The following is a 19400-nucleotide window of genomic DNA, read 5'->3' as shown; positions in this document are numbered from 1 at the left end:
TCGGCCTATTTCCCCACGCGGTTCAGGCTGACCCTACCCTCCGCTCAGGCGGAACGGAGGGTGGGAGTGTGGGTCATTTACCCTCAGCTTTAAGCGGCCGGGCCAATAGCGTCCCGATCACCTCGCCGACGGCCGCGCCTTCGAGCAACCGGCACACCGCCTCGCACACCGGCATGTCGACCCCGGCCTCCGCCGCCGCCTGGCGCAGGACGGGCGCGGTAAACGCGCCCTCCGCCACGGTCCGCCGGTCCGCCAGCAGTTCGGCGGCGGATCGCCCCTGCCCCAGGCCGACGCCCAGCGAGAAATTGCGCGACGCAGTCGACGAACAGGTCAGCACCAGATCGCCCAGGCCCGACAGGCCCGCCAGCGTCTCGGCCCGCCCCCCGCGCGCCAGCCCGAACCGTGTCATCTCGGCAAAGCCCCGCGCGATCAGGGCGGCGCGGGCATTCTGACCCAGCCCGGCGCCCTCCACGACGCCGCAACCGATGGCCAGGACATTCTTGATCGCCCCGCCAATCTCCGCACCCGTGACGTCGTCAGTGGCATAGGGCCGGAAATGCGGCGCGGCGATCCGCTGCGACAAGGCTTCGCGCAAACCCGCTTCCTCGCACGCCAGCGTCACCGCCGTCGGCAGGCCCGCCGCCACCTCATGCGCGAAGGTCGGGCCCGACAGGACCGCGATCGGCGCGTCGGGGTGGATCGCCCGCGCGACCTCGCCGACCAGCCGCCGGGTGCCCGCCTCTATCCCTTTTGAACACAGGACCAGCGGCCTGGACCCGACCGGCATCGTCGCCAGCACCGCGCCCACCGCCTGCGCGGGCGTCACGACCAGTAGCGCGTCCATGTCCGCCATCGCGGCCGGATCGCTGACCGCCTCGATGCCGGGCGAGAGCGCGATGTTGGGCAGATAGAGCGGGTTGGTGCGGGTCGTGTTGATCGCCTCGGCCACCGCCGGATCGCGCGCCCAGAGGCGCACCGGACGGCCTCCATGCGCCGCCACCTGCGCCAGCGCGGTGCCCCAGGCCCCCGCCCCGATCACCCCGATCCTCATGCCTTCACCCCGGCGCCGCGCACCGCTTCGGCCGCCGGATCGAGCGGCCAGCGCGCGCGCGCGGGCGTGTCGAGCGGATCGGTCAGCCCCGCACGGAACCGCTCCACCCCCGCCCAGGCGATCATCGCGGCATTGTCCGTGCACAGCCAGAGCGGCGGCGCGACGAAGCGCAGGCCATGCTCGGCAGCAAGTCCTTCCAGTGCGCCGCGGATCACGCCGTTCGCCGCGACCCCGCCCGCGACGACCAAAGCCGTCACCGGCGGCACCTCGGCCAGCGCCCGTCGGGTGCGGTCGATCAAGCAGTCGACCACCGCCTGCTGGAACGAGGCGGCGATATCCTCCGGCCGGTGATGCCCGACCGCGCGCGCCACCGCCGACTTCAACCCGGCGAACGAGAAATGCGGCTCGGCCGAGCCCTTCAACGGGCGGGGCAACGGCACCGCATAAGCGTTACCCTCCCGCGCCGCCGCCTCGACGCGCGGTCCGCCGGGATAACCCAGCCCGAGCAGCTTGGCGGTCTTGTCGAACGCCTCTCCGGCCGCATCGTCGATCGTCGTCGCCATCCGCCGATAGCGCCCGACCCCCTCGACCAGCAGCAGCTGGCAATGCCCGCCCGATACCAGCAGCAGCAGATAGGGATAGGCCAGCTCGCGGTCCGACAGGCGCGGCGACAGGGCATGGCCCTCCAGATGGTTGACCGCGATCAGCGGCTTGCCCGCCGCATGGGCCAGCGCCTTGCCGGTGACCAGCCCGACCATCACCCCGCCGATCAGCCCCGGCCCCGCCGTCGCCGCGATCGCGTCGACATCGGACAAGCGCACGCCCGCATCGGCAAAGGCGGCGGCGACCAGCGGCTCCATCGCCTCGACATGCGCGCGCGCGGCGATTTCGGGGACGACGCCGCCGAACGGGGCATGCGCCGCCTCCTGCCCGAGCAGCCGGTGCGCCAGCACGCGGCCGTCATCGGTGACCAGCGCGGCGGCGGTCTCGTCGCACGAGGATTCCAGTCCCAGGATCAGCATGAACCATCCCATACCCGCCCGTTGCCAACTTGTCGAAGGGGGGCGTGTTGCGGCAAAGGCATGTCCATGGTTCGTTTTCGGCTCGGTACGCGCGGTTCGCCGCTGGCCCTCACCCAGGCGCAGATGGTGCGCGCGGCGCTGGCGCAGGCGCAGGGGTGGAGCGAGGACGCGGTCGAGATCGTGCCGATCAAGACCACCGGCGACCGGGTGCAGGACCGTGCCCTGGCCGAGATCGGCGGCAAGGCGCTGTGGACCAAGGAGCTGGACCGCGCGCTGTACGACCGCGAGATCGACGCCGCGGTCCATTCGATGAAGGATGTCGAGACGATCCGCCCCGACTGGCTGCACATCGCCGCCATGTTGCCCCGCGCCGATGTCCGCGACCGGCTGATCGGCGCGGAAACCATCGCCGAGCTGCGCCCCGGCGCGGTGATCGGGACCAGCAGCCCGCGTCGCCGTGCACAGATGCTGTCGCATCGACCCGACCTGACCATCACCCTGTTGCGCGGCAATGTCGACACCCGCCTGGCCGCCGTGGCGAATGGCGATATCGACGCGACCCTGCTCGCCGCCGCCGGGCTCGACCGGCTGGGGCGCGAGGTCGGTCACGCGGTGCCGACCGACCAGATGCTGCCCGCCCCTGCGCAAGGCGCGGTCGGGATCGAGACGCGGGCGGACGATGCCGCCGCCACGATGCTGGTCGCCTCGATCGACCATGCCGAGACCCATGCCTGCGTCATGGCCGAGCGCGCGCTGCTCGCCGCACTGGCCGCCGATTGCCACAGCCCGGTGGCGGCGCTCGCATCGCTCTCGGGCGAGATGCTGACGCTGCGCGGCGAATTGCTGGCCGAGGACGGGTCGTCGCGGGTCAGCGGTTGGGTCGAGGGTGCGCTCGACGAGGAACTGGGCCCACGCCTTGCCGTCGACCTGCTCGAACGCGCCGCACCCGAAGTGCGTCGCCTGTTCGCCGGGGGCTGACCCGCATGGCCGTCGTCGTCGTACGGCCTGCACCCGGTCACGGCGCGACGATGGCCGCGCTGCATGCGGCGGGACTGACGGCGCGGTGGATTCCCCTGTTCGAGGCCCGCGCGGTCGAATGGACGCCGCCCGATCCTGATATGGTCGACGCGCTCCTCCTGACCAGCGCGCAAGCGGTGCGGCTGGCCGGGCCGGGACTGGATGACCTGCGGCACAAGCCGGTGGTCGCGGTCGGCGCCGCCACCGCGGCGACGGCGCGCGCGGCGGGGTTGTCGGTCGTGCTGACCGGCACGCGCGATGCCGCCGCCGTGGTGGCCGAGGCGAAGGCGGCGGGGTTGACCCGCCTGTTGCATCTGGCGGGGCGCGACCGGGTGGAGACGGGCGCGATGGTGCGGACCGTCTATGCCGCCGACCCCTGCGCCATCCCCCCCGAGATCATCGGCTCCCTGGCGGGCGAAACCGTCCTGCTCCACTCTGCCCGCGCCGCACAGCGCCTGGCCATGCTGCTCGACGAAGCGGGGCTCGCGCGCAGCATGGTGACCCTCATCGCGATCAGCGCCAAGGTCGCACAGGCGGCGGGCGCGGGCTGGGCCGGTGTCGTGGTGGCCGACGGACCGCGCGACGACGCGGTGGTGGCGGCCGCGCGGGCGTTGACCCGGACAGCCGCCACGGGGATAAGCAGCGCATGAACGATTTCGCGCCGATCGACCGACCGCCCCCGCGCGGCCCCCGTACGGGCGCCATCATCGCGCTGTTTCTGATCGCCTTTGTCGCAGGGTGCCTGCTGATGGCCTATGCGATGCGCAACATATCCTGGTTCGGCGGCACGACGGCCGCCACGCGCCAGGTCGCGACCACCAAGCCCGGCACCGGCACCACCCCGGCCAGCGACGCGGCGCGCACCTCCGCCGATCCGGTCGCACTCGCCAGCCGGGAGGCGACGCTCGCCGCGCAGTTGGCCGTGCTCGAGACGCGGGCCGCCACGCTCGCCACCGACACCGCGACGGCGGGAGCGCAGGCGGGCCGCGCCGAATCGATCCTGGTCGCCGCCGCCGCGCGCCGTGCGATCGATCGCGGCCAGCCGCTCGGCTATCTGGAGGAGCAACTGCGTATCCGGTTCGGCGCGACCGCGCCCAGCGCCGTGTCGGTCCTGATCGCGACGTCACGCCAGCCGGTCACGATCGAGGCGCTGCGCCAGGGGCTGGACGATCTGGCGCCCGATCTTGTGGTCAACGGCAATGACGGCTGGTGGGAAGGGCTTCGGCAGGAGCTGGGCCGCCTGATCGTCATTCGCGAGGCCAGCGCGCCCTCGACCAACCCCGTCGAGCGGCTGGCACGGGTTCGCCGCCTGCTCGACGGCGGACAGGTCGATGCGGCGCGGGCCGAGGTCGCGCGCCTGCCCGGTGCCGATGGCGCGCGCGCCTGGCAACATGCCGCGCAGCGTTACCTGCTGGCGCGCCGCGCGCTCGACGTGATCGAGAATGCCGCGCTGGTCTCCGCCGCCACGCCGTCGCCCGCGCAAGCCCCTACCCAGCCCCCGGCACAGGTTGCCCCGCCCATCGTGACGACACCGATGGCGGACGCGCCGCCCGCACCCGACGCCGCGACGACGCAGGCCGCTCCCCAGGGCACGCCGACGATCTGAAGCCGACATTCATTCGTGTCTTCTTTCCCTCTTCCCTGGACAAAGGCGAGGGAGAGCAAAGCGATCGTGAACGCCGATGGGCTGTAACCACCGTCCATCCGGGAAATTCCCGGATGCCGCGATGGCCCCGACCGGTCCAGACAGCATGACGATGACACCCTCCCTCCCCCTCGCCGCCGGTCGTGCCCGGTCGGCCATTCATGGGGAGGACCGCGCACCGCGGCGGCGCTGGCGGCTGGACCGGGACGACTGGATCGCGCTGGCGCTCTACAGCCTGGCCTTTGCCGCGACCCACCGCTTTTCGCAGTTGTGGAGTGGTTCGGGTTTCTACTCGCTCTGGTTTCCGGCGGCCGGGGTCCGCCTGGCGCTGATGTGGCGGATGGGCGCGCGGCTGACGCCGGCGATCGCGGTGATCGAGATCGCGGACAATGTCGTCTTCGGTTTCGTGACGCTGACCTGGGCGGGTTGGGGCATGACGATCTGGGGGATTACGCGCCCGGTCCTGGCCTACGGCCTGACCGTCACCGGTATCCGCTATCTGGCGAGCCATCGGCTCGGCACGCTGCTGACCGCGCCGATGCCGTTCGGGCTGGCCGCGACGCTGGCGCCGTTGGCGGGGGCCGCGCTGGCGGTGCCACAGGCGCTTTACAATCCCGAGCTGACCGGTGTCACGAACAGTCACGAGGTGATCCTCTCGCTTTCCGCCTTCGTGGTCGGCGACCTGCTCGGCACGCTGTTCGTCGCGCCGCCGCTGCTATGGATCGCCGAGGCGCTGGTCGGGCGGACAGGCGGGGGCGGGTCGTATCGATGGCCCAACCCGCTTGCGCTGGTCGAGGCGGCGGGGGTGCTGGCGCTCGGCATGGGACTGGCCTGGATGCTGGCCGAGGCCGGGCTGGGGATGCAGCCCGCGCCGGTGCTGGTCGCGGTCGCGTGGATCGGGCTGCGGTTCGGGCGGACCTTCGCTTGGCTCGCATTGCTGGTCGTCGTCCTGCTCGTCCTGCCCGACACGGCGGGCGCGATGGATACGCCCGAGCGGTTGCAGCGCCACCTGGCGCTCGCCACCATCGTCGTCGCGGGGTATCTGGCGGGCAGTTTCGCCGATGCGCAGGCGGCGGCACGTGCGACGCTGGAGCGGCGCGACCGGCTGCTCTTCCAAGCCGAGCGGCTGAAGACGTTGCGCGCCATGTCGGTGGCGGTGATCCACGAGATCAGCCAGCCGCTGTCGACCCTGGCGATCGAAGCGCGCCATTTGCACAAGCTGACCGCAACGCGCGACGACGCGATTGCCGAGGGGGCCGCGCTGATCGATCGCAAGGCGGATCACCTGGCCACGCTGATCCGGCGGCTGCGTCGCTTCGGCGGCCATGCCGAAGGCGGGCCGCAGCCGCTGGCGGTCGCCGTCCTGGTCGAGATGGTGGCGGCCATGGCGCGGGGCGAGGCGCGCGAGGCCGGGGTGGCGATGACCATCGCCCCGGTCGATCCCGCCTGGACCGTGACGGCGCATGAGGTCGAGCTGGCGCAGGCGCTGATGAACCTCGTCCGCAACGCCATCCAGGCGGCACGCGAGCTGCCCACCACCGCCTCGACCATCCCCGTCGCCCTTAGCGTCACGGTCGAGGGTGAGCGTGTCGTCATCCATGTCCGCAACCCCGCCGCTGCCGATCGCACCGGGCCCAAGGACGGCGGCATGGGCATCGGCACCCATGTCGCACGCGCCATCGTCGAGGCGCATGGCGGCCATCTGACCCGGATGCGGGACACCGATGGCCTGGTCCACGCCACCCTGTCGCTTCCCCTGATCGAGACACGCTGATGCCCTTTCGCCCCGCCCTTCCCGAACCCGCCGCGCCGGGCACCGTCCATGTGCTGGACGACGATGCCGACCTCGCCGCCTCGGTCGCGCGGATGCTGGCGCGACACGGATTCGTCGCGCGCGCCTTTGACGATCCGGCCGCCCTGCTCGCCGACTATCCGCACGCCGCCGCACACGCCGTGGTCACCGATGTGATGATGGGCGACTGGCATGGCTTCGGCTTTGCCGAGCGGCTGCGGACGCTCGACCGCCATGTCGCGATCCTGTTCATGACCGCCTGGCCGAGCGCGGCCCATGCGGTGGACGCGGTACGGCGGCATGGCGGCATCGACTATCTCGACAAGCCGATCGACGAGGACCGGCTCTGCGCGTCGCTGCGCGAGGGGATCGCGTGGTCCGGTGCCGCGCGCGCCGCCGCCGCCCGGCTGGGCGACCTGTCCCCGCGCGAGCGGCAGGTGTTCGACCTGATGGTCCAGGGGCATGGCAACAAGGCGATGGCGACGCTGCTCGGCCTTTCGACCAAGACGATCGAGGATCACCGTGCCGCGGTGTTCCACAAGACCCAGACGCAGAGCGTGGCGCAGCTGATCGCCCTGTCCCGCTGAGCTCGGGCGGGGGTTCGGGGCGAGAGGGAGCCCGGGCGGCGGGCGATGCGTTGATCGCCATCAACCCTGTCGGAGACTCCCCGTGAAACCGTTTGCCGCCCTTCTGCTCGGTCCCCTGATCCTGCCACTGGCCGCCTGCGGTGGCGGCGATGGCCGTGATGGCGAAGCACCGCGCAACATGGCGGCGAACGTTCCGGCTTCGACCCGGGAAGCGGACGCCGTCGTGCCCGACACGGCACCGAACGCATCGCTGCCCGCGCCGATCAAGCGGTCCGCCACGACCGACGCGGATGCCGTGCTGTCCTGCGCGGCGGAGCGCGGCCAGGCGGCGGCGCAGCGGTTGGTGAAGATCTGCACCTCGGTATCCCCCGCCACCCATCCGCCGTGCAATGCCGTCAACAACTGCGCGATCATCGAGGACGAGATCGCCCGAAGCTGCGCCCTGATCGGTGACGATGCCGCGAACACCCCGGGGTGCGCGGTCGATCCCCGGAGCAATGCGGCGGCCGCCGCCGTGGTGCGCCGCTATTATTCGGCGATCAACGCGCATGACTACAGCACCGCCTGGACCCAATGGGGCCCCGACGGCCGCCCCGGCCAGCGCTTCGCCGATTTCCAGAAGGGGTTTGCCGACACCCGCGCGACCCGCGTGACGATCGGAACCCTGCCGCCCAGTGAAGGCGCGGCGGGATCGACCTATGCGACGATCCCCGTGACCGTGGATGCGCAGCTGAACGACGGGCGGCAACAGCGCTTCGTCGGCCAATATGTCGTGCGCCGGGTCAACGACGTACCGGGTGCCAGCGCGGCGCAGCGGCAATGGCACATCGATTCCGCGATGTTGAAGCCGGCCAAGGGGTAGGTTCGACGGTTCTGGGGCGGGGGCGGGACGTACATCTCGACGTCGCTCAGGCCGAACGGAGGGTGGGGTTCGTTTCCCCACTCCGTTCGCGCCGCGCCGGGGCAAACGACCCGCCTCGCTTAAATCGGATGCCCCTCGGTATCGCGCAGCACTTCGCGCCGCCCGACATGGTCGGGCCGCCCGACGATGCCGTCCGTCTCCATCCGCTCGATCAGCCGGGCCGCCGAATTGTACCCGATGCGCAACTGCCGCTGGAGCCAGGAGGTCGAGGCCTTCTGGCTCTCGCACACCAGCTGGATCGCGGCGCGGTATTGCTGGTCTTCGGCGGTGTCCTCGCCGGTCGGCGCGCCGTCGAGCGCGAAGCTCTCGGCCGGTTCCTCGGTCACTGACGAGATGTAATCGGGCTGCCCCTGCGCGCGCCAGTGATCGGCGACGCGGTGCACCTCGTCGTCCGAGACGAAGGGACCGTGGACGCGCACGATGCCCTTGCCGCCGGGCATATAGAGCATGTCGCCGCGTCCCAGCAGCTGTTCGGCCCCCTGCTCGCCTAGGATCGTGCGGCTGTCGATCTTCGACGTCACATGGAAGCTGATACGGGTCGGCAGGTTGGCCTTGATGACGCCGGTGATGACGTCCACCGATGGCCGCTGCGTCGCCATGATCAGGTGGATGCCCGCCGCGCGCGCCTTCTGCGCCAGGCGCTGGATCAGGAACTCGACCTCCTTGCCCGCCGTCATCATCAGGTCGGCCAGCTCGTCGACGATCACCACGATCTGCGGCAGCGGCTCGTATTCAAGCTTTTCCTCCTCATAGACCGGCTGGCCGGTCTCGGGGTGATAGCCGGTCTGGACCTTGCGACCCAGGGGCTGACCCTTGGCCTTGGCCGCGCGCACCTTGTCGTTGAAACTGGCGAGGCTGCGCACGCCGACCGAGGACATTTGGCGATAGCGGTCCTCCATCGTCTCGACCGCCCATTTCAACGCGCGGACCGCCTTGGCCGGGTCGGTCACGACCGGCGAGAGCAGATGCGGTATGTCGTCATACATCGACAGTTCCAGCATCTTGGGGTCGATCATGATCATCCGGCACTGCTCGGGCGTCAGGCGGTAGAGCAGCGACAGGATCATGCCGTTGAGGCCGACCGACTTGCCCGAACCCGTCGTACCTGCGACCAGCAGGTGCGGCATGGGCGCCAAGTCGGCGACCACCGAGTCGCCCGCGATATTCTTGCCCAGGATGATCGGCAGCTGCGCGGCCTGGTCGGCAAAGCTTTGCGAGGCGACCAGTTCGTGCAGCGACACCATCTCGCGCTTGGCGTTGGGCAGCTCGATGCCGATCACGTTGCGCCCCGGAATCACCGCGACGCGCGCCGAGATGGCGGACATGTTGCGCGCGATATCGTCGGCCAGCGCGATGACGCGGTTGGCCTTGATGCCGGGTGCGGGCTCCAGTTCGTACATGGTGACGACCGGGCCGGGGCGCACCTCGACGATCGCGCCCTGCACGCGGAAATCGTCGAGGACGTTCTCCAGCAGGCGGGCATTGCGTTCCAGCGCCGCCTTGTCGATCGTGCCCGCCGGAGACGGCGGCGCGGGCGTCAGCAGGTCGAGGCCGGGCAACTGGTACGGCGCGTCGCGGTCCGCCGCCGTCTTGGGCTTGGCGGGGGCGGGCGCGACCTGGCGGTCGGCGATGACGGGGGCGGGGCGATCCTCGCGCACGGGCACCGCCTTGCGCGCCAGGGTCAGCGGTTCCTCGTCCTCCTCGTCTTCGTCATAGAGCGCCTCGTCCTCATCGTCCCAGGGCAGCGCCTCGCCATCCTCGCTCACCGCACGGCGGCGGCGCAGCCGCGCGAGACCGCGCTCGGCCAGGTCGAGTTCCAGGCTGCGTCCCCAGATCAGCGCACCGCCCAGCCCGAAGGCCAGGCCGATCGCCACCGATCCCCAGGTGACGACCGCCGCCTGTCCGGTGAAGCCCAGCGCCCAGTCGACCAGGCTGGCGACCGACAGGCCGATCACCCCGCCCCATCCCGCGGGCAGGGCCAGCACCGCCGAGTCGGACACGAAGGACAGGGCGCACGCCATCAGCGCCACGCCGATCACCGCCTGGCGCAGCATCCTGACCCAGTGGCCCGCCGGACGATCACGCCACAGCCGGGTCGCGATGATCGGCCCGACCGGCAGGATCAGCGCGACGGCGGGCCCGAACAGGGTCAGCGCGATATCGGCGATCCACGCGCCGGGATGTCCCATCCAGTTGGCGGGCACCGCACCCGAGGCGGTGTTGAGCGCCGGGTCGCTCGCCCGGTAGCTGGCCAGCGCCAGCACCAGCATCAGCGTCACGCCGAACAGGATGAGCGCGGCGACCAGCGCACCGCTGCGCACCGCCCCCGCCTTCACCGTCTCGCGCCATAGAACCGGCTGCGCGCGGCTGGCCATGGGTGTTGTCCTTCAGAAAATGTCCGAAAATACGGGAAAAATCCCGGAAAAATTATCGTCTCTGGCGGTTCCCACGTCAAGGCGCGGCGTCCCCCTCTATTATCGGGTCGCGCATTGTTTGGCGGATCGTGAAGGTCTAGGAGCATGGGCATGGATAGCGACGTCATCATCCTCGGCGGTGGCCTGGTCGGGGCCACTCTGGGTGTCGGTCTGGCCGCGCATGGCCTGTCTTCGATCATCGTCGATCCCGCCGATCCGGCGGTCACGCTGGCCCCGGGTTTCGACGGGCGCGCCTCGGCGGTCGCATCGGCGAGCTGGCGGATGCTGGACGCGATCGGCATCGGCGCGAAACTGGCGGGCAAGGGCTGCGAGATCCGGCATATCCGGGTCAGCGACGGGCTGGAGCCGGGCGCGCTCGACTTCATCCCCGATGCCGATGACGGCGCGCTGGGCACGATGTTCGAGAACAAGCTGCTGCGCCGCGCGATCAACGAGGCGGCGAACGAGGCCGAACTGGTCGACCTGCGCATGCAGACCCGCGCCACCTCGGTCGAGCGCGGTCCGGCGGGGGTCACCGCGACGCTCAGCGACGGCACCACGGTACGCGCCCCCCTGCTGGTCGCCGCCGAGGGTCGCCAGTCGCCAACGCGCGAGGCGGCGGGGATCAAGGTCGCGCGCTGGAATTACGACCACAAGGCGATCATCAGCGCCTTCCACCACGAGGTCGCCCACGAGAATATCGCCTTCGAGATCTTCTATCCCAGCGGCCCGTTCGCGCTGCTGCCGCTGCCCGATGACGAGATCGGGCACCGCTCGGCGATCGTCTGGTCGGTGCCGGGGCGTGACGGCGACGCGATGCTGAAGCTGTCCGACCGCGCCTTCCTGGTCGAGGCGGAGAAGAGTATGGGCGGGTTCCTGGGCACGCTGTCGCATGCCGCCCCGCGCTCTGCCTATCCGCTGGGCTTCCACCGGGCCGCGACGATGACCGGCGAACGGCTGGTGCTGGTCGGCGACTCGGCGCACGGTATCCACCCGATCGCGGGCCAGGGCGTGAACCTGGGCTACCGCGACGTCGCCGCGCTGGTCGAGGTGCTGGTCGAGGGCAAGCGCACCGGCATGGACCTGGGCGATGCCGCGCTGCTCCAGCGATATCAGCAGTGGCGCGGGCTCGACACGCTGATGGTGTCGGTGGCGACCGACAGCTTCAACCGCATCTTCAGCGTGCCCGGCAAGACCGCCAGCGCGGTCCGGCGGCTGGGCATCACCGCGATCAATCATATCCCACCGCTGAAGAACCGCTTCATGGCCGAGGCGCGCGGCGAGACCGGCGATTTGCCGCGCCTGTTGCAGGGCGTGATGGTTTAGTTCGGAGGGGCTGGTCCATAGAGTACCGTTCCCTCCCCCATCCCCTCCCGCCTGCGGGAGGGGCGTGCCTGGAGGCGCGCGCGGGGCCAACCAAAGACGCCCCGCTCCCCCAAGCGGGAGGGGATGGGGGAGGGAACGCCCCAAGCGACCCGCTTGAGATGATGCCAAACGGGATCCCAAATCCCGCTTTGACGTTTCACAAATCATGACCCCTGGGCTTGATCACCCCACTCGTTCCGTCCGAACCCCGATCCGCGACCGCCGCCAACGCGGCGTAGCGCGTGGCATGGCCGCCGCGCTGGTGGTCGTGATGCTGACCCTGCTGGTCGGATGGGGCTTCGGGCATCCGCTGTCCCCGACCGACCGGGTCCTGCGTGCGGTAGCGGCCTCGACCGTCGCCGCGCTCTGGCTGGCGGTGACAATCGGCCATGTCGCGGCGCTGCGGTTCGAATCGTCCGCCGACATCGACGCGGCGGCGGGTGGCAGCCCCGATTCACCGCATATCGCCATCGCGCAGGCGGTGTTGCGCAACACGTTGGAGCAGGTGGTGCTGGCGATTCCCGCCTATCTGGCGCTCGCCTGGGTGGTGGAGGGGTCGGGCGCGCTGATCCCATTGCTGGCGGCGCTGTTCTCGGTGGGGCGGACGCTGTTCTGGGCCAATTACGCACGCGGCGCGGTGGCGCGGGCGTTCGGCTTTGCGCTGGGCTTTTATTCCAGCGTGGCGGCGCTGGTCATCGTGCTGGTAGCTCTGGTCGGGCGGCTGATCTGATCCTCGCCGTGCCGGAGAGGATTTTAAAGCTCCCGCGCTTCCTCCACCAGCATCACCGGCACGCCGTCGCGGATCGGATAGGCGAGGCCCGCCGCCTCCGACACCAGTTCCTGGGCGGCCTCGTCATAGCGCAGCGGCGTGCGCGTCACCGGGCATACCAGCCGTTCGAGCAGCCACGGGTCCAGGCTCATTGCAGCGTCACCCGATCCTCGCCGTCATGGCGACCGAAGAATTGCATCAGCTGGATGATCAGCTCGGCACGCTGTTCCAGGTCCGCCGCCTCGAGCAGCGCCTGCTTCGCCGCCACGTCGAACGGTGCGATCTGGGCGATGCCGTTGACCAGGCTCTCGTCATCCAGCCGCCCGACCGCGTCCCAGTCGACCGCATAGCCCTGAAGCTCGGCGAAGCGGCGCGATTCCTGTTCCAGCGACGCCCGGCGGCCGAGCGACAGCAAATCCTCGTCGATCACCGGCAACAGCTCGGCCTCGACCTGGCGGAACGGCGTCGCCACCTCCAGCTCGCGGATGATACGGAACAGCGAGACGCCTTCGAGCACCAGATTATAGCGGCCGTCCTCCATCGCCTCGACCTCGGCGATGCGGCCGACACAGCCCATCTGGTAGAGGCTGGGCGTATCGCCCTCGCCCGAGGGCTGGACCATGCCGATCCGACGGTCGCGCGCCATCGCGTCGGACACCAGCGCCCGGTAGCGCGGCTCGAAGATGTGCAGCGGCATCGGCATCCCCGGAAAGAGGATCGCGCCCGCCAGCGGAAAGATCGAAAGCCGCGCCACCTCGCCTTACCCGAACAATATGGCGGACAAGCGCCGCCGCTGCTGCGAAACCCAGGGATCGGTCATGCCGACCACCTCGAACAGCTTCAAAAGCTGCTGGCGCGCGGCATCCTCGTTCCAGGCGCGGTCAGCCGCCACGATGTGAAGCAGATTGTCCGCCGCGCCGTCGCGGTCGCCCGCCGCCATCTGCGCATTGGCGAGGGCAAAGCGCTTTTCGTGATCGTCGGGGTTGGCAGCGACCTCGTCGGTAAGCCCCGCATAGTCCGCTGCCGGAGGAGCCGAGCGCGCCAGCGACACGGTCGCGATCGCACGGTGGATGGCGGGATCGTTGGCGAGCCCCTCGGGCAAAGCCTCGGTCGCGGCTTCGGCTTCCTCGATGCGGCCCGCACCCAACAGTGCGCGGATATGCCCCGACAGCACGGCGGGATGGTCGGGCGCCATCTCGAGCAGCTGCTGGAAGATGGACAGCGCCCGCTCGGCGTCGCCCGCGTCCAGCACTTCCTCGCCCATCGCGATCAGCGGTTCCAGCTCGGCCGCCGCGTCCGCCGCCTCCGACTGGATCGGCAACTGCTTGAGCAACTGGTCGAGCATGGTGCGCAGCGCGCTGTCGGTGCGCGCGCTGGTCAGGTCGGCGACCAGCTGGCCCTGGAACATCGCATAGACGGTCGGGATCGAGCGAATCTGGAATTGGTTGGCGATGAACTGGTTCTTGTCGGTGTCGATCTTGGCCAGCACGACGCCCTTGTCGGCATAGGCCTCGGCGACCTTCTCCAGCGTCGGGCCCAGTGCCTTGCACGGGCCGCACCATTCCGCCCAGAAATCCAGGATGACCAGCTTGGTCATCGACGGCTCGACGACATCGCGGCGGAAGGCGGTGACGGCTTCCTTGTCGGCGGGCGACATTCCCAACGTGGCCAAAAGACGCTCCTTTACGTGTTGCCCGCCTTATGTGGGCGAGGCGGTGCGGTAATGAAAGGCCGTACGGTAAATCAGGCGGACAGCCGCGCGATCGTCCGATCCCGCCCGATCAGCGGCAGCAGCGCGGCCATGTCCGGCCCCTGCGCCCGGCCGGTCAGCGCGAGTCGCAGCGGCAGGAACAGCGTCTTGCCCTTGCGTCCCGTCGCGTCCTTCAAGGCGACGGTCAGCGTAGCCCAGGGATCGTTCGACCAGTCGATGGCAGCCGCCACCTCGGCGGCCTGGGCCAGATAGGCGCGGTCGTCCTCGGCCGGCGCGGGCGCGTCGACCGGCCCCTCGATCACCTGCCACCAGTTGGCGGCCTCCGCCACGGTGTTGAGGTTGGGGCGCACCGCTTCCCACTCCGCCTCGCCCATGCCGGTCGGCAGGCGGTCGGCAACCGCCTCGAACGGTGTCTGGTGGAGGATGCGCGCGTTCAGCTGCGCCAGTTCCGCCTCGTCGAAGCGCGCAGGCGCGCGGCCGAAGCGCGTGAAATCGAATCCGGCGATCAGCGGCGCCATGTCGGCGACCGGCTCGACCGGATCGCTGGTGCCGATCCGCGCCAGCAGCGCGCGCACCGCCTGCGGCTCGATCCCTTGTCCACGGAAGTGATCGACGCCCAGCGAGCCGAGTCGCTTGGACAGCTTGCCCTCATTGCCGGTCAGCAGCGCGGCATGGGCGAATCGCGGCAATTCCGCGCCCAGCGCCTGGAACATCTGAATCTGCAAGGCGGTGTTGGACACGTGATCCTCGCCGCGCACCACCTGGGTCACGCCCATGTCGATATCGTCGATCACCGAGGGCAGCATGTAGAGCCATGTCCCGTCGGCCCGGCGGATGACGGGATCGCTCATCGTCGCGGGGTCGAAACGCTGGGGGCCGCGTACCGCATCGTTCCATTCGATGGGCGCACCATGGTCCAGCTTGAACCGCCAGTGCGGGCGGGTGCCCTCGCCTTCCAGCTTGGCGCGATCGTCCTCGGTCAAGGCCAATGCCGACCGGTCATAAACGGGGGGAAGCCCGCGCCCGAGCTGGATCTTGCGCTTCAGGTCGAGTTCCTGCGCGCTTTCATAGGCCGGATAGACATGGCCGCCCGCCACCAGTTCGGCAAAGCGCGACTCGTAGAGCGCGAAACGCTGCGACTGGCGCACCTCGCTATCGGGGATCAGGCCCAGCCAGGCCAGATCCGCCCGGATCGCATCGACATGGCGTTCCTCGCTGCGCTCGGCATCGGTGTCGTCGATGCGCAGCAGGAAACGGCCGCCGGTGCTTTGCGCGTACATCCAGTTGTGCAGCGCGGTTCGGATATTGCCGACATGCAGCCGCCCGGTGGGCGAAGGAGCGAAACGGGTCACGGTCATGCCCGCCGCCATAATCGGGGAATCACCTTTGCGCTATTGTGACAGCGCGATTAAAGGGGCCGCGACTAGGGACTGTCTGCGGGGACGGGATACAGCATGAAATTGATGACCGGCAATTCGAACCTGCCGCTGGCGAAGGCGATCTCCTCCTATCTGGAGGTGCCGCTGACCGAGGCGCTGGTACGCCGCTTCGCCGACGAGGAGATCTTCGTCGAGATCCAGGAGAATGTGCGCGGCGAAGACGTGTTCGTGATCCAGTCGACCGGCTATCCGGTCAACGACAACCTCATGGAATTGCTGATCATGATCGACGCGCTAAAGCGTGCGTCGGCCAGCCGCATCACTGCGGTGATCCCCTATTTCGGCTATGCGCGCCAGGACCGGAAGCCCGGTCCGCGCACGCCGATCTCGGCCAAGCTGGTGGCGAACCTGATCACCGTCGCGGGCGCCGACCGCGTCCTGTCGGTCGACCTGCATGCCGGGCAGATCCAGGGATTCTTCGATATCCCGACCGACAATCTCTATGCCGCGCCGGTCATGTCGGCGGACATCCTGGCGCGGTTCAAGAACGACAACCTCATGGTCGTGTCGCCCGACGTCGGCGGCGTGGTCCGCGCGCGCCAGCTCGCCAAGCGGCTGAACAACGCGCCGCTGGCGATCGTCGACAAGCGTCGCGAGCGTGCGGGCGAGTCGGAGGTGATGAACATCATCGGTGACGTCGAGGGGCGCTTCTGCATCCTGATCGACGATATCGTCGACTCGGCCGGCACGCTGTGCAACGCGGCCGCCGCGCTGCGCCAGGCCGGGGCGGAGGATGTCGTCGCCTATGTCACCCACGGCGTGCTGTCGGGTGGTGCCGTGGCGCGAGTCGATGGTTCGGAACTGCGCGAACTGGTGATCACCGACTCGATCGGCAATCACGAGTCGATCAACACGACGGGCAAGATCCGCCACCTGCCCATCGCCCCGCTGCTGGGCGAGGCGATCAAGCGCATTGCGGACGAAACGAGCGTGTCGAGCCTGTTCGACTGACGTTTGGAGAGAAATGCCGCGAGCATTTTGCTTGCGGCAAGCCCCACCCCTCCCTGCCGGGAGGAGGGGCTCAAGAAGGCGCAAGCGGATCGAACGGGGCACGCCCCTCCCGCAGGCGGGAGGGGATGGGGGAGGGTCGGACCTAGGCAAGACGCTTGCGGCTCACCCTCTTCAAAATTGTCAGCGATTCCCCAGGCTGATGATATGCTCGAACACCGCCGGGTGGAGCGGCTTCGAGAAGGCACAGCCATATTTGAAGCGGTCACGCCATGCGATCACCGCCTCGAGCGGCGCAAGACCCGGTACGGTCAGCCAGACGATCGTGCCGGGCCATAGCGTGAAGCCGGTTTCGGCGCGAAACCCCTCGGGCGACAGGTCGACCACGTCGATCTCGAAGCGGGTCTGCCCCTTGTCGCGCAGATGCGCACGCATCCGCACAGCATGCCGCAGCGAGCGGCGGAGGTCCTGGCCGGCGATCGGCTCAAATGGCGGTGTGAAGACCGGGTTATCCATAGCGCCCCCTCCATAAGGGAAAGAAGGTTACTTTTCCGCCAACGCCTCATGATCCTGACGCGCTCCCACCGGGCGGCGGACTCCGGCATGGGCGCGACGCTTCAACTCGGCCTTCAACTCCTCGGGCTTGGGGGCGATCAGAAAGCCGAAGCTGACCGTCCCCTTCTTCGTCTCGACGACGTGATGCAGCCGGTGCGCCTGAATGATCCGCTTCATATAGTCGGACTTGGGCAGATATCGGCTGGGCAGTCGCTTGTGGACGATAACGTCGTGAAAGCCGAAATAGATCGCTCCGTAAGCGGCGATTCCCGCGCCGATCCAGACAAATCCGCTCCACCAGCCCAGTTGCGCGCCGCCCAGGAGCATCACGAACGAGGGCACCGCGAAGATCGCGGCGTAGAGGTCGTTCCATTCCCAGTTGCCGGTACGCGGCCGATGGTGGCTTTCATGCAGGAACCAGCCGGGGCCGTGCATGATCCAGCGATGCGCCGCATAGGCGAATCCCTCCATGAAGATCACGGTGCCGACAAACAGGAGAATACCCAAGGTCCAGTGCATCGCACCGATATAGCGCATCCGCGGCCGATTTGCGCGTATTTCCCTTCATCGTGCTGATCGAACGACTCGCGGCACGGTCAAACGCACCTGCGATGCATTTGCAATAACGCCGTTTCGGGGTGGATTTGTGTGCCAGCCTGTGCTTTAGCCACACCCAATTTCCCTAGAACCACCCGAGAGGCGGAAGGCTAGCGCATGAACATCCACGAGTATCAGGCCAAGGAATTGCTCGCCAAGTTTGGCGTGCCCGTCCCCGCCGGCTTCGCCGCGATGACCGTCGAGGAAGCCGTCGAGGCATCGTCCAAGCTCCCCGGACCGCTCTACGTCGTCAAGGCGCAGATCCATGCGGGCGGCCGTGGCAAGGGCAAGTTCAAGGAACTCGGCCCCGACGCCAAGGGCGGTGTCCGCCTGGCCAAGACCGCCGACGAAGTGCGCGCCGCCGCCACCGACATGCTGGGCAACACGCTGGTCACCATCCAGACCGGCGATGCGGGCAAGCAGGTCAACCGCCTGTACGTGACCGACGGCGTCGACATCGCGAAGGAATTCTACCTCGCGCTGCTCGTCAACCGCGCGACCGGCCGTGTCTCGATGGTCGCCTCGACCGAAGGCGGCATGGACATCGAGACCGTGGCGCATGACACGCCCGAGAAGATCCACTCGATCGACATCGACACCGCGACCGGCTTCATGCCGCATCACGGCCGTGCCGTCGCCGCCGCGCTGGAGCTGACCGGCGACCTCGCCAAGCAGGCGGCGAACGTCGCGTCGAAGCTGTATGCCGCGTTCCTCGGCACCGATGCCGAGCAGATCGAGATCAACCCGCTCGCCGTCACCGAGGACGGCAAGCTGATGGTGCTCGACGCAAAGGTCGGCTTCGACGGCAACGCCATGTTCCGTCACAAGGACCTGATGGAACTGCGCGACACCACCGAAGAAGATGCGATGGAGCTGGAGGCGTCGAAGTACGACCTGGCGTACATCAAGCTCGACGGTGACATCGGCTGCATGGTCAACGGCGCGGGCCTCGCCATGGCGACGATGGACATCATCAAGCTGAACGGCATGTTCCCGGCCAACTTCCTCGACGTCGGCGGCGGCGCGAACAAGGAGAAGGTCACCGCGGCGTTCAAGATCATTCTGAGCGATCCGGCGGTGAAGGGCATCCTGGTCAACATCTTCGGCGGCATCATGCGTTGCGACATCATCGCCGACGGCATCGTCGCGGCGGCGAAGGAAGTGAACCTGCAGGTTCCGCTGGTCGTCCGCCTTGAGGGTACGAATGTCGAGAAGGGCAAGGAAATCCTCGCCAATTCGGGTCTCGCCATCGTCCCCGCCAACGATCTGGGCGACGCCGCCAAGAAGATCGTCGCCGAGGTGCAGAAGGTCGCCTAAAGCGCACCTTCGGCCCTGACGGACCGATTTGAAGGGGCTCGGGCGGAAACGTCCGGGCCCCTTTCTCGTTGGTCCGGCTGAATGCTTGCGATGCACTCGCAAGGCCGCTTAAGACGGCGGCATGACAGGCCATGAGGCTGGGAAGGAATCGCGATGAAGATCGTCGTGCCCGTGAAGCGGGTGTTGGACTATAACGTAAAGCCGCGCGTGAAGGCGGACGGGACGGGCGTCGATCTGGCGAACGTGAAG

General features: G+C 68.9%; 19 protein-coding genes and 1 pseudogene. 11 read left to right on the top strand and 9 right to left on the bottom strand.

What is annotated here, in order from left to right:
- Positions 1-73: 73 nt before the first annotated feature.
- Positions 74-1051 carry an NAD(P)H-dependent glycerol-3-phosphate dehydrogenase gene (locus SOM26_RS15035; protein WP_320453534.1) on the bottom strand — a complete coding sequence of 326 codons (978 nt, stop codon included), beginning with the start codon at positions 1049-1051 and terminating at the stop codon, positions 74-76.
- A complete protein-coding gene (tsaD, locus tag SOM26_RS15030) occupies positions 1048-2073 on the bottom strand; it encodes a tRNA (adenosine(37)-N6)-threonylcarbamoyltransferase complex transferase subunit TsaD (RefSeq protein ID WP_320453533.1) in 1026 nt (341 codons plus the stop codon). The genes SOM26_RS15035 and tsaD overlap by 4 nt, the downstream gene beginning before the upstream one ends.
- Before the next feature lie 66 nt (positions 2074-2139).
- Between tsaD and hemC the strand changes: the two genes are divergently transcribed.
- From hemC to SOM26_RS15000, 6 genes are all read left to right on the top strand, one after another.
- Entirely contained in the window at positions 2140-3051 is a 912-nt protein-coding gene (gene hemC, locus SOM26_RS15025) for a hydroxymethylbilane synthase (protein WP_320453532.1), read from the top strand.
- A gap of 5 nt (positions 3052-3056) precedes the next feature.
- Positions 3057-3740 (top strand): uroporphyrinogen-III synthase, encoded by a 684-nt coding sequence (locus SOM26_RS15020; protein WP_320453531.1) that lies wholly within the window; start codon positions 3057-3059, stop codon positions 3738-3740.
- The gene (locus tag SOM26_RS15015) at positions 3737-4696 is read left to right on the top strand and encodes a hypothetical protein (protein ID WP_320453530.1); all 960 of its coding nucleotides are present in this window, start codon (positions 3737-3739) and stop codon (positions 4694-4696) included. The genes SOM26_RS15020 and SOM26_RS15015 overlap by 4 nt, the downstream gene beginning before the upstream one ends.
- A gap of 145 nt (positions 4697-4841) precedes the next feature.
- The gene (locus SOM26_RS15010) at positions 4842-6509 is read left to right on the top strand and encodes a sensor histidine kinase (RefSeq protein ID WP_320453529.1); all 1668 of its coding nucleotides are present in this window, start codon (positions 4842-4844) and stop codon (positions 6507-6509) included.
- The gene (locus SOM26_RS15005; RefSeq protein WP_320453528.1) at positions 6509-7114 is read left to right on the top strand and encodes a response regulator transcription factor; all 606 of its coding nucleotides are present in this window, start codon (positions 6509-6511) and stop codon (positions 7112-7114) included. Before SOM26_RS15010 ends, SOM26_RS15005 begins: the two co-directional genes overlap by 1 nt.
- Positions 7115-7196: 82 nt before the next feature.
- Entirely contained in the window at positions 7197-7976 is a 780-nt protein-coding gene (locus SOM26_RS15000) for a hypothetical protein (protein WP_320453527.1), read from the top strand.
- 119 nt (positions 7977-8095) lie between these two features.
- Here the strand turns inward: SOM26_RS15000 and SOM26_RS14995 are convergent, their stop codons facing one another.
- Complete coding sequence (locus SOM26_RS14995; RefSeq protein WP_320453526.1) at positions 8096-10411, bottom strand: DNA translocase FtsK; 2316 nt, start codon at positions 10409-10411, stop codon at positions 8096-8098.
- Between the two features lie 150 nt (positions 10412-10561).
- Here SOM26_RS14995 and SOM26_RS14990 point away from each other — a divergent pair, with 150 nt between their 5' ends.
- Positions 10562-11776 carry a UbiH/UbiF/VisC/COQ6 family ubiquinone biosynthesis hydroxylase gene (locus SOM26_RS14990; RefSeq protein ID WP_320453525.1) on the top strand — a complete coding sequence of 405 codons (1215 nt, stop codon included), beginning with the start codon at positions 10562-10564 and terminating at the stop codon, positions 11774-11776.
- 286 nt (positions 11777-12062) lie between these two features.
- On the top strand, positions 12063-12545 hold the full coding sequence (locus SOM26_RS14985; protein WP_320453524.1) for an MAPEG family protein: 483 nt from the start codon (positions 12063-12065) through the stop codon (positions 12543-12545).
- A 23-nt stretch (positions 12546-12568) separates the two neighbouring features.
- On the opposite strand, the gene SOM26_RS14980 is transcribed toward SOM26_RS14985, so the two are convergent.
- From SOM26_RS14980 to gltX, 4 genes are all read right to left on the bottom strand, one after another.
- The gene (locus tag SOM26_RS14980; protein WP_007405277.1) at positions 12569-12736 is read right to left on the bottom strand and encodes a Trm112 family protein; all 168 of its coding nucleotides are present in this window, start codon (positions 12734-12736) and stop codon (positions 12569-12571) included.
- Positions 12733-13338 (bottom strand): LON peptidase substrate-binding domain-containing protein, encoded by a 606-nt coding sequence (locus SOM26_RS14975; RefSeq protein WP_320453523.1) that lies wholly within the window; start codon positions 13336-13338, stop codon positions 12733-12735. The genes SOM26_RS14980 and SOM26_RS14975 overlap by 4 nt, the downstream gene beginning before the upstream one ends.
- A 6-nt stretch (positions 13339-13344) precedes the next feature.
- Positions 13345-14241 carry a tetratricopeptide repeat protein gene (locus SOM26_RS14970; RefSeq protein WP_320453666.1) on the bottom strand — a complete coding sequence of 299 codons (897 nt, stop codon included), beginning with the start codon at positions 14239-14241 and terminating at the stop codon, positions 13345-13347.
- A gap of 86 nt (positions 14242-14327) precedes the next feature.
- Positions 14328-15653 (bottom strand): glutamate--tRNA ligase, encoded by a 1326-nt coding sequence (gene gltX, locus SOM26_RS14965; protein WP_320453522.1) that lies wholly within the window; start codon positions 15651-15653, stop codon positions 14328-14330.
- 96 nt (positions 15654-15749) lie between these two features.
- Here gltX and SOM26_RS14960 point away from each other — a divergent pair, with 96 nt between their 5' ends.
- Complete coding sequence (locus tag SOM26_RS14960; protein ID WP_042487036.1) at positions 15750-16685, top strand: ribose-phosphate pyrophosphokinase; 936 nt, start codon at positions 15750-15752, stop codon at positions 16683-16685.
- Positions 16686-16865: 180 nt separating this feature from the next.
- Here SOM26_RS14960 and SOM26_RS14955 read toward each other — a convergent pair whose 3' ends face one another.
- Both SOM26_RS14955 and SOM26_RS14950 read right to left on the bottom strand, forming a co-directional pair.
- On the bottom strand, positions 16866-17117 hold the full coding sequence (locus tag SOM26_RS14955) for a pilus assembly protein PilZ (protein WP_341850128.1): 252 nt from the start codon (positions 17115-17117) through the stop codon (positions 16866-16868).
- A gap of 108 nt (positions 17118-17225) precedes the next feature.
- The gene (locus SOM26_RS14950) at positions 17226-17774 is read right to left on the bottom strand and encodes a sterol desaturase family protein (RefSeq protein ID WP_320453520.1); all 549 of its coding nucleotides are present in this window, start codon (positions 17772-17774) and stop codon (positions 17226-17228) included.
- A 177-nt stretch (positions 17775-17951) separates the two neighbouring features.
- Here SOM26_RS14950 and sucC point away from each other — a divergent pair, with 177 nt between their 5' ends.
- Both sucC and SOM26_RS14940 read left to right on the top strand, forming a co-directional pair.
- Complete coding sequence (gene sucC, locus SOM26_RS14945; RefSeq protein ID WP_294246001.1) at positions 17952-19151, top strand: ADP-forming succinate--CoA ligase subunit beta; 1200 nt, start codon at positions 17952-17954, stop codon at positions 19149-19151.
- 153 nt (positions 19152-19304) lie between these two features.
- A pseudogene (locus tag SOM26_RS14940) lies at positions 19305-19400 on the top strand (electron transfer flavoprotein subunit beta/FixA family protein); the annotation flags it as partial.

Source organism: Sphingomonas sp. CFBP8993 (genome assembly GCF_034044895.1).
Taxonomy (GTDB): Bacteria; Pseudomonadota; Alphaproteobacteria; order Sphingomonadales; family Sphingomonadaceae; genus Sphingomonas.
This window is presented reverse-complemented; position numbering and strand designations above follow the sequence as displayed.